General features: G+C 55.0%; 8 protein-coding genes and 1 other RNA gene. All 9 read left to right on the forward strand.

The annotated features are described in order from the left end of the window. Nucleotides 1–62 precede the first annotated feature (62 nt). The 9 genes from JWR17_RS19435 (at nucleotide 63) to csx15 (ending at nucleotide 10190) form a co-directional block, all read left to right on the forward strand. Nucleotides 63–887 carry a (Fe-S)-binding protein gene (locus tag JWR17_RS19435; protein ID WP_299833870.1) on the forward strand — a complete coding sequence of 275 codons (825 nt, stop codon included), beginning with the start codon at nucleotides 63–65 and terminating at the stop codon, nucleotides 885–887. Beyond that, nucleotides 884–2350 (forward strand): LutB/LldF family L-lactate oxidation iron-sulfur protein, encoded by a 1467-nt coding sequence (locus JWR17_RS19440; protein ID WP_299833872.1) that lies wholly within the window; start codon nucleotides 884–886, stop codon nucleotides 2348–2350. Before JWR17_RS19435 ends, JWR17_RS19440 begins: the two co-directional genes overlap by 4 nt. Continuing rightward, nucleotides 2351–3022, forward strand: coding sequence for a lactate utilization protein (locus JWR17_RS19445; RefSeq protein ID WP_299833874.1), 672 nt, complete (start codon nucleotides 2351–2353; stop codon nucleotides 3020–3022). After that, on the forward strand, nucleotides 3019–5823 hold the full coding sequence (locus JWR17_RS19450; protein ID WP_299833876.1) for an FAD-binding and (Fe-S)-binding domain-containing protein: 2805 nt from the start codon (nucleotides 3019–3021) through the stop codon (nucleotides 5821–5823). The genes JWR17_RS19445 and JWR17_RS19450 overlap by 4 nt, the downstream gene beginning before the upstream one ends. 207 nt (nucleotides 5824–6030) lie before the next feature. Next, complete coding sequence (locus JWR17_RS19455; RefSeq protein WP_299833878.1) at nucleotides 6031–6321, forward strand: hypothetical protein; 291 nt, start codon at nucleotides 6031–6033, stop codon at nucleotides 6319–6321. Between the two features lie 137 nt (nucleotides 6322–6458). Beyond that, nucleotides 6459–6858: a transfer-messenger RNA gene (ssrA, locus tag JWR17_RS19460) on the forward strand. A gap of 186 nt (nucleotides 6859–7044) precedes the next feature. Next, nucleotides 7045–8301, forward strand: a complete 1257-nt coding sequence (locus JWR17_RS19465; RefSeq protein ID WP_299833881.1) for an integrase domain-containing protein — start codon at nucleotides 7045–7047, stop codon at nucleotides 8299–8301. 807 nt (nucleotides 8302–9108) lie between these two features. Then, nucleotides 9109–9804 carry a hypothetical protein gene (locus JWR17_RS19470; RefSeq protein WP_299833883.1) on the forward strand — a complete coding sequence of 232 codons (696 nt, stop codon included), beginning with the start codon at nucleotides 9109–9111 and terminating at the stop codon, nucleotides 9802–9804. After that, nucleotides 9801–10190 carry a CRISPR-associated protein Csx15 gene (csx15, locus tag JWR17_RS19475; RefSeq protein WP_299833885.1) on the forward strand — a complete coding sequence of 130 codons (390 nt, stop codon included), beginning with the start codon at nucleotides 9801–9803 and terminating at the stop codon, nucleotides 10188–10190. The genes JWR17_RS19470 and csx15 overlap by 4 nt, the downstream gene beginning before the upstream one ends. The last annotated feature ends 86 nt before the right edge of the window (nucleotides 10191–10276 follow it).

Here is a 10276-nt window from a genome sequence, read left to right on the forward strand (position 1 = left end):
AGCGATCCATCTTTCAGTCGCTGCGCTGGACGGATAACCGGGCCCACCCGGAGAAACGCCTGATGAGCGAGCTTTATTACAATGCCGTGCCGAATGCGACCCGTGTCGCACCGCCACGCGCCGCGCCACGCCAATACCCTGACGTGAAGCCTGAGCGGGTTTACCTGTTCGGTACCTGTGTGGTCGATCTGTTTTACCCGGAAGCCGGCATGGATGCGATTCACTTACTGGAACGCGAAGGCATTCGGGTGGAGTTTCCTCAAGGGCAGAGCTGTTGCGGGCAACCGGCGTACACCTCGGGTTATACCGATCAAGCCCGCGAGGTCGCCCGCGCACAACTGGCGTTATTTGCTGGCGATTACCCGGTCATTGTGCCGTCCGGTTCGTGCGCCGGCATGTTGCGCGAACATTATCCGGACTTGTTCAAAGACGAGCCGGACACCCTGAAACAAGTTCATGCATTGGCCGCTCGCACCTATGAGCTGGCAGAATTCCTGCTGTTCGTGTGCAAGGTTCAACTGAACGATAACGGCGCGCCGATCAAAGTCGCGCTGCACACCTCTTGCTCCGCACGCCGAGAAATGAACACCCATCTGCACGTCCGCACGTTGCTGTCGCAGATGAGCAACGTGGAACGGGTCGAACACGGTCACGAAAGCGAATGCTGTGGTTTTGGCGGCACGTTCAGTGTGCGCATGCCGGATATTTCCGGGGCAATGGTCGCCGACAAAACACGTTCCCTGAAAGATTCCGGGGCGCATCAGGTGGTGACGGCTGACTGTGGCTGCTTGATGAATATCAACGGCTCGCTGGAAAAACAACGGGAGTCGCTGCGCGGTCAACACCTGGCCAGTTTCCTCTGGCAACGCACTGGAGGTGGTCAATGAACACCCATACGCGAATCCCGGCACTGGAAATCGAAGGGTCTGGAGACGACTTCCGCGCACGCGCGCACAAAGCGCTGGGCGATAAACAGCTGCGCACTAACTTCCGCACCGCCATGGACTCGCTGATGACCAAGCGCGCCGTGGCGTTCAGTGATGCCGATGAGCGCGAACGCCTGCGCGAGCTGGGTAACGCAATCAAAGCCCGGGCCTTATCGAAACTGCCTGACCTGCTTGAACTGCTTGAAACAAACCTGACCCGCAACGGTGTGAATGTGCACTGGGCGGAAACGGTGGAGGAAGCGAATGCCATCGTTCTTTCAATCGTCGAAGCCCATGCCGCCAAGCAGGTGATCAAGGGTAAATCGATGGTCAGCGAAGAAATGGAGATGAACGACTTCCTTGAAGCTCGCGGCGTGGAATGCCTGGAAGCCGACATGGGCGAATACATCGTCCAGCTCGACCACGAAAAACCATCGCACATCATCATGCCTGCCATCCACAAAAACGCTAAGCAAGTGGGCCATCTGTTCCAGGAAAAGCTAGGCGTGGAATACACCAACGACGTCGATCAACTGATTCAGATTGGCCGTAAAGTGTTGCGACAGAAGTTCTTTGAAGCAGACATCGGCGTCTCCGGTGTCAACTTCGCCGTGGCCGAAACCGGCACTCTGCTGCTGGTGGAAAACGAAGGCAACGGTCGGATGTGCACCTCGGTGCCGCCCGTACATATCGCGGTGACCGGGATCGAAAAGGTCGTCGAAAATCTGCGTGATACCGTGCCGCTGCTGTCGCTGCTGACCCGCTCGGCCCTGGGCATTCCCATCACCACCTACGTCAATATGATCTCCGGACCGCGCAAGGCGCATGAACTGGACGGCCCGCAGGAAGTGCATTTGGTCCTGCTGGATAACGGTCGCAGCCAGGCCTTCGCCGACAGCGAACTGCGCCAAACCCTGAATTGCATCCGCTGTGGCGCGTGCATGAACCATTGCCCGGTTTATACCCGCATCGGCGGCCACGCCTACAGCGAGGTGTACCCCGGCCCGATTGGCAAAATCATCACGCCGCACATGGTCGGCCTGAAAAAAGTCCCGGATCACCCCAGCGCATCGTCGTTGTGTGGCGCTTGCGGCGAAGTCTGCCCGGTGAAAATCCCGATTCCGGCCTTGTTGCGTCGCCTGCGAGAAGAGAACGTCAAATCCCCTGATGCCCCGCACAAAGTCATGCGCGGCCAAGGCAGTAAATATTCCCCCACCGAACGCTTCATCTGGAATGCCTGGTCGCAGCTCAACCGCTCGCCAACGCTGTACCGCGTGTTTGGCTTTTTCGCCACCCGCCTGCGCAACCTGACACCCAGCAAGATCGGGCCGTGGACGCAAAATCATAGCGCGCCGAAACCGGCTGCACGCTCGCTGCACGAACTGGCCCGCGAGCACTTGGCCAAACAGGGCGGAGACAAATAAATGAGCGCCAGAGAAAATATTCTTAACAAATTGCGCAACAGCCTGACCGGCGCCACGCCGATTGCCGATACCTTCGACGAAGACTTGGTGACGACCCCGTGGAGCTACGCGCCCGAATTACGAATTGCACAACTGCGCAGGCTGATGGAGGCGGTACACACTGAAATCCACCTCAGCACTCAAAATGCGTGGCCGGAACTGTTGGGGAAGTTGGTCAGCGATCGGCAACTGCCGAGTTTATTGATCGCTCCCGGCACACCCCATGGCCGACGTGTCAGTGAACACTGGTCGATTCACCCTGAGTTACCGCTGCTCAAGGCGTACGACCGGCCAATCGAAGAGTGGAAAACCGAGCTGTTTGATGACACTCCCGCCAGCTTCACCACCACCTTGGGCGCGATCGCCGCGACGGGCAGCCTGATCCTTTGGCCAACCCGCGAAGAGCCGCGCTTGATGAGCCTGGTGCCGCCGGTGCATTTCGCTCTGCTCAAGGCCAGCGAGATCTACGAAAACTTTTATCAGGTTCAGCAAAAACAACAGTGGGCGGTGGACATGCCGACCAACGCGCTGCTGGTGTCCGGGCCGTCTAAAACCGCAGACATCGAGCAAATTCTGGCCTACGGCGCCCATGGTCCGAAAGACCTGGTGGTACTGATTCTGGAGGACGCATGAGTCTTCCCTCTGCTTTCTTGCGCGAAGCCCAACGGCTAATCCCGCAGAACCGGCGCTTCGATGATCCGCTGTCGACCTTGGCGTTTGGCACGGACGCCAGTTTTTATCGGCTGATACCCAAGTTGGTGATTCGCGTCGAATCCGAAGAAGAAGTCATCGCGCTGCTTAAGTTGGCGCAGGCGGAAAAGGTCCCGGTGACCTTTCGTGCCGCTGGCACCAGCTTGTCAGGGCAGGCCATCAGCGATTCGGTGCTGCTGGTGTTGGGTGACAACTGGAACGCACGGGAAATACGCGGCCAAGGCACTCAAATTCGTCTGCAACCGGGCGTTATCGGTTCACAAGCCAATGCCTGGCTGGCGCCGTTCGGGCGCAAGATCGGCCCAGATCCAGCCTCGATAAACGCCTGCAAAATCGGCGGTATCGTTGCTAACAATTCAAGCGGCATGTGCTGCGGCACGGCGCAAAACAGCTATTACACGCTGGCGGGCATTCGTCTGGTGCTGGCTGATGGCAGTAGCGTGGACACCGAAGACGCGGGCAGCGTGGCCGCGTTTCGCGACAGCCATTCAGACCTATTGGAAAACCTTGCTCGCCTCGGTCGTGAGACTCGCGCCAACTCAGCGTTAGCCGCCAAGATTCGCCACAAATACCGTCTGAAAAATACTACTGGCCTGTCGCTTAATGCACTGGTGGATTTCGACCAACCGCTGGATATCCTCAGCCACTTGCTAGTGGGTTCCGAAGGCACGCTGGGGTTTATCAGTGCGGTGACCTACGACACGGTGGTGGACCATCCTTTCAAAGCGTCGGCGCTGATTGTGTTTCCGGATGTCGAGACTTGCTGCAATGCGGTCACCGTGCTGAAAACCCAGCCGGTCGCCGCGGTGGAATTATTGGATCGTCGCAGCATGCGCTCGGTGCAGAACAAACCGGGCATGCCGGCCTTCGTACGTGAGCTGTCGGAAAACGCCTGCGCGTTGCTGATCGAATCCCGCGCCGCGTCTCAGGGGTTGCTGCATGAACAGCTTACGCAAATCATGGGTTCTCTGGCGTCATTCCCAGTAGATAAGCAAGTCGATTTCACCGAAGACCCAGTGGAAAACGCGCGGCTGTGGGCCATTCGTAAAGACACCTTCCCGGCCGTCGGCGCGGTGCGTAAAACCGGCACCACGGTGATCATCGAAGACGTGACCTTCCCGGTGGAGCAACTGGCAATTGGTGTTCGGCGCTTGATCGCACTGTTTGAGAAGCACCATTACGACGAAGCGATTCTGTTTGGCCATGCGCTGGAAGGCAATTTGCACTTTGTCTTCACCCAAAGCTTCGAGAACCCGGTGGAGGTAGCGCGCTATCAGGCATTCATGGAAGACGTCACGCAACTGGTGGCCGTGGAGTTCGGTGGCTCGTTGAAAGCTGAACATGGCACCGGGCGTAACATGGCTCCGTTCGTTGAGCTGGAATGGGGCACCGATGCTTATCAACTGATGTGGCAAGTCAAACGTCTGCTCGACCCCAACGGCATTCTCAACCCGGACGTGGTGTTGAGTAACGATCCGCAGATTCACCTGAAGCATTTGAAACCAATGCCTGCCGCCGATGAAATCGTCGACAAGTGCATTGAATGCGGCTTCTGCGAACCGGTTTGTCCGTCCAAAGACCTGACATTAAGCCCGCGGCAACGCATCGTCATTTGGCGTGATATTCAGGCGAAAAAACGCGCAGGCGTCGATACCAGCGATCTGGAACGTGATTACCATTACCAGGGCATCGACACCTGTGCCGCCACGGGTCTATGCGCACAACGTTGCCCGGTGGGGATCAACACCGGCGAGCTGGTCAAGAAGCTGCGCAGTCGAGAAGCGACTCACGGTAAAGCGGCGAACTGGCTGGCCGAGCATTTCAAGACCACTTTACAGGGCGCGCGCTTCACCCTGCATGTGGCCAACGGCGCGCGAATGTTCCTCGGCGCGCCACGCCTGGCGAAAATTTCCGCCGCATTAACCAAGGTATCGGACGGCCGCGTGCCGTTGTGGACCTCCGCGATGCCGCAGCCCGAGCGGGCAATTCGCTTCAGTCCGCCGGTGACCGACCAGCGCCCGCGCGTGGTCTATCTGGCCGCCTGCGTCTCACGTGTCATGGGCCCTGCCGCCAGTGATCGGGAGCAAACGTCGCTGCTGGAAAAAACTCAAGGCCTGCTGGAAAAAGCCGGCTACCAAGTGGTGTTTCCGGACAATCAGGACAATTTGTGCTGCGGCCAGCCATTCGCGTCCAAAGGCTACAACGAGCAGGCCGAGACTAAACGCCAGGAATTGCTCGCCGCCCTGCTCACTGCCAGCCGTGGCGGTATTGACCCGATCTACTGCGATACCAGCCCCTGCACCTTGCGCCTGGTCCAGGACTTAAAAGATACACGCTTGGACCTGTACGACCCTGTGCGCTTCATCCGCACCCATCTGCTGGATAAGTTGCACTTCACGCCGCAGCAAGAATCCATTGCCGTGCACGTGACCTGCAGCACCCAGCACTTGGGCGAGAGCCAGGCGTTGATCGAACTGGCGCGGCTGTGCAGCGTGAACGTAGTCATTCCCGAAGGCATCCATTGTTGCGGGTTTGCCGGCGATAAGGGCTTCACCACCCCGGAACTGAACGCTCACTCGCTGCGCACGCTTAAGGATGCGGTGCAGTTCTGCAACGAAGGCATTTCCACCAGCCGTACCTGTGAAATCGGCCTGTCGCAGCACGGCGGTATTGATTACCACGGGCTGGTTTATTTGGTCGATCGAGTGACTCGACCCCGGTAGTGCAAGGTGAAATGGCGGGGCGAAAAATGCCCCGTCATGGTGCCAGAACGCCCTGGGATGGCTATTTCACATGTGAACAAAGAAATAATAGAACCCCTGTGAAGCTCGACAGTCAATCTCTTTAAGCCCCCAGACGGATGGGCTTTCACAGACCTCGGAAGGGCCTTATAGACCGCTATTCCGAGTCCACAGGCTTAGGAGATACACATGAAGCGTACAGCACTCACAGGGTTGTTCCTCACTGCCGCACTGTTGGCTTCCCCGGTATTCGCCGCGGAAGATCTGTGTGGGGCGAATCTGCAGATCATCAAAGACAGCCTTGTCTCCAGCTCTAACCTGGGCGAAGACGAGAAGATGAATCTTGAGGAAACCCAGAAGTCTGCCATGGCCGCCCATGCTGCCGGTGATGAAAAAAAATGTATCGAACTCACCAGCAAGGCAATCACTGAAAACAACAAAACTGATTCGGGTAGCGGCGGCGAAGGCGGTTCGAAATAACGGGCGGTTTGAAAAATCGCGGCGAACAAGGCCAGCCGCCAGCTGGCCTGTTTTTCAGCACAGCCGCAGACAGGAGGTCGACGTCGTCCGATCATTCGGGTAAACTCTGTCACCTGACTGCTCACGCGGTTGCTATCGGGGCCGATTAGGATTCGACGCTGGTTGCGAAACTTTAGGTGCATGCCGAGTTGGTAACAGAACTCGTAAATCCACTGTTGCAACTTTTATAGTTGCCAATGACGAAAACTACGGCCAGGAATTCGCACTCGCCGCTTAATTGCGACGACTAGAGCCTGAGCCTCTGGTTACTTCGGTACCAGCAATCACTAGAGGATGCCTGTAAACTCGAAGTGATTGTCATGCAGAACAGGATCGCCGTGCAGTACGTTGTGGACGAAGCGGCTAAAACTTACACAACTCACCCAATGCACCCTGCCAGTCGGGTCGCTGAGGGTTAAATTAATAGACACGGCTACGCATGTAGTACCGACAGCGGAGTACTGGCGGACGGGGGTTCAAATCCCCCCGGCTCCACCACTTCATCATCTAAAGACGTCCACGGACGTCTTTTTTGGTGCCTGAGATCCAGTAAATTCAGGGGCTTCACCGCTTATGGGAGCTTTGGAGAGTTCGGAGTTCCAGCCTCTTTGGTATCCCAGGTGGTATCCCGGACCGCCAAATGCTATTTTCAGGATACCAAAACGGTGCTGGAGGTAGCCCCCCATGCCTACTAACGCAACCCGTCTCTCCGATCGCCAGCTCAAGGCAGTCAAGGCAACTGGTAAAGACTTCGTCCTCAGCGACGGCGACGGCCTTCAGCTTCGAGTACGCGCCAGCGGCTCGATGATGTGGAATTTCAATTATCGCGAGCCGTTGACCAGAAGCCGTCTTAATACGGCGCTCGGCCCATACCCCGACCTCTCATTAGCGAATGCTCGGAAGAAAGCAGTCGAGGCGCGAGAGCTACTTGCTCAAGGCATTGATCCCAAAGCCCAGCGCGATGAGCAAAGGCAAGCCAGACTGGCTGAGACCGAACACACCTTCGAGAAGATAGCCACAGCCTGGTTCGAACTGAAGAAAGATTCAGTGACGCCAGCGTATGCCGAGGACATTTGGCGTTCACTCATGCTGCATGTTTTTCCGAGCATGAAATCGACGCCGCTTTCTGAAGTCAGTGCTCCTATGGTGATCAAGCTCCTTCGCCCGATTGAGGCCAAAGGCAGCCTCGAAACAGTGAAGCGGCTGAGCCAACGACTCAACGAGATCATGACCTACGGGGTCAATTCAGGACTGATCTTTGCGAACCCCCTCAGTGGCATTCGGGCGGTGTTCAAGAAACCCAGGAAAGAGAACATGGCCGCGCTACGACCTGACGAGCTTCCGGAGCTCATGATGGAAATCGCGAATGCCAGCATCAAGCGAGTCACGCGCTGTCTGATCGAATGGCAGTTGCACACGATGACCCGCCCTGTCGAGGCAGCCACCACTCGGTGGGCAGACATCGATTTCGACAAACGCATTTGGACCATCCCACCGGAGCGCATGAAAAAGCGTCGCCCGCATACCATCCCGCTGACTGAACAGGCACTCGCGTTACTGGAGACACTCAAAGCCCATAGCGGCCACAGAGAATACGTGTTTCCGGCAGATAGAAACCCGCGTACCCACGCTAATAGCCAGACCGCCAACATGGCGTTGAAACGCATGGGCTTCCAGGACCGCTTGGTCAGCCACGGCATGCGCTCCATGGCCAGCACCATCCTGAACGAGCACGGGTGGGATCCGGAGCTGATCGAAGTCGCGCTGGCGCATGTCGACAAGGACGAAGTCCGAAGCGCTTACAACCGAGCGGACTACATCGAGCGCCGGCGCCCGATGATGGCTTGGTGGAGTGAGCACATCCAGAAAGCGGCCACTGGCAACCTGTCGGCATCTGCGATCAATCAAACTAGGGACCACAACGTCGTGCCGATACGGTAAGCGCTCACCGGACGCCGCCAGTAACCGAGAATGACTCCCCGCTTGATTTGGCGACAGCGGCGACACCGGCGACACCCGCGTAATACCTGGCCTGCTGCATGGCGACAGAAGTGGCGACTGTCGCCGTTGCAAGCCTTACTCTTGGGGCTTTCTCGGCCAAGCCCATACGAGTGGGAAGGCTCCGCATTCCCACTCGCATGGGCTCTGCGTAATTGCATCTCACTTGACCACCTAATTGCATTGCCACTGACCAGTCATTTACATTCGCGCTGACCAGCCGTTTGCAGTTGATGGGGGTCAGCGGGTGCCACTCAGCGCGAGTGTGTCAGCCAAGCACTGAAGGACTGCAACCGACCGATTCTGTCGAAAAAGTCGGTTCGCCCAAACAGCCTGGTCATTGACTGGTTAAAACGCCTTTTTTGCACACTGCTACGTGAAATCTGAGCCCCGAAGCCTCTGCCGAAAGTAAAGATTTCAATCTCGGACGCATACTTTTCTGCTGCGGAAACCATCGTCGACTTTTTCAACAGAATCGACCCAAAGCTGCCTGTGGCGACAGGCCGAAAGCAGTCACTCGCGGAGTGAGTACCCTTGTACCACCACAGCCATAGACACGTTGCAAAAGACTTCGTAACCTCCAATCTACGATTGTCGCCTTTTCCCTCAACCCCATGTCGAGTATTGAGTCATCGACTCAATACTCGACATGGGGTTACAGGCGAACTAGGGACGTTATGCGACAAAAGTGGGTAAATATTATCCAATATGCGTCGTCTACTTATAGTCATCCAAAATAAGGAATCATCAATGGCATTAAATTGGCGAAAAATATGGAACGATCCAGTATGGAGTAAAGTTATTTCTGCTGCGATTTTGGTGGTTCTTGGATTGTTGGCTACAGCGTTGATTTCTGACTGGGAAGCAAAGTTTATATCTTTAGTTAAATATGAAGTGAGGCTTTCCGTCTGGATAATAGCATTAGCCATAACTGCGATAATAATTATACCGATTTTACTTGTCCGCAAGAGTGGCAGCCCGGGATTAGCAGATTTAACGAGCAAACAATGGTTTTCTGAAATAGACCAGCAAATAAAAGATTGTAATTTTGCGCGTATCTATCTACGAGATTTTGCCCATCCCGACCAGTTTAAATCTGAACATCGTGAGTCTTTACTATCGTTTATGAGGTCGTTAGCTGAGAGGCTTGAGGCTGGTGCAGATATACGAATCATTGCATACCACACTTCATTATCAGACAAGTCAGGGCTTGACTGGTTAAGTTCAGAAATAACAGTAAATAAAAAAGCATTAGATAAAATAAAACTTATTAAAAACCAGCCCACATCAAACGCATCATCAATGTATTTATTTGATAGCGGAGCTGTCCTCTACAATCGCAGACTTCAAGGTGGCCACTCATATCATATCGAGAGCTTGCAGGGCTCAATTGTTCACTTCTTAATCGAGCGTGGATTTAATACATCCCAAGGCGAACTATCATGAATTCCGTATTGATTAACTTTTCCGGTCACTCACTCAACCAAGAAGTCATAGACGAATTAAAGTCTATTTATGGCGAGCTGATTGATGCTAGGCCAATTGAAATAACCTTCAATGATGATGTCGAGAAACAAATTAAAGGCTTAGTAGAAAGTCTCTCGGTCAAGATTGACGGGGCGTTTTCGATAACAATTATTCCGCCAGGACAGGCCACGTTCGCGATTTTGCTGGTTAGTTATCTCCATGGGCTAATTGGACATTTTCCAAATCTTTGCTATTTAGAAAGAACGAATAGCGGTATATATATCCCAAAAACCGAATATCAAGTTCAGCCACAGGAAATTAGATCTGCAGGGCGGAAATTCAGATATTCGCAGTATGTAGTATGATAAACGGTTCGAGTCCGTTCGCCTGCTCTCTTGGGGGCGAGCTAAAACCTGCCACTTAACCTGAAAGTTATGCATTCTGAGAAAAG

The sequence above is a fragment of the Pseudomonas sp. genome, from assembly GCF_028293835.1.
Lineage (GTDB): Bacteria > Pseudomonadota > Gammaproteobacteria > Pseudomonadales > Pseudomonadaceae > Aquipseudomonas.

Coding starts and splice junctions, on each gene's coding strand:
- JWR17_RS19445 (WP_299833874.1), top strand. CDS start 2,351: ATGAGCGCCAGAGAAAATATTCTTAACAAATTGCGCAACAGCCTGACC.
- csx15 (WP_299833885.1), top strand. CDS start 9,801: ATGAATTCCGTATTGATTAACTTTTCCGGTCACTCACTCAACCAAGAA.
- JWR17_RS19465 (WP_299833881.1), top strand. CDS start 7,045: ATGCCTACTAACGCAACCCGTCTCTCCGATCGCCAGCTCAAGGCAGTC.
- JWR17_RS19440 (WP_299833872.1), top strand. CDS start 884: ATGAACACCCATACGCGAATCCCGGCACTGGAAATCGAAGGGTCTGGA.
- JWR17_RS19455 (WP_299833878.1), top strand. CDS start 6,031: ATGAAGCGTACAGCACTCACAGGGTTGTTCCTCACTGCCGCACTGTTG.
- JWR17_RS19435 (WP_299833870.1), top strand. CDS start 63: ATGAGCGAGCTTTATTACAATGCCGTGCCGAATGCGACCCGTGTCGCA.
- JWR17_RS19470 (WP_299833883.1), top strand. CDS start 9,109: ATGGCATTAAATTGGCGAAAAATATGGAACGATCCAGTATGGAGTAAA.
- JWR17_RS19450 (WP_299833876.1), top strand. CDS start 3,019: ATGAGTCTTCCCTCTGCTTTCTTGCGCGAAGCCCAACGGCTAATCCCG.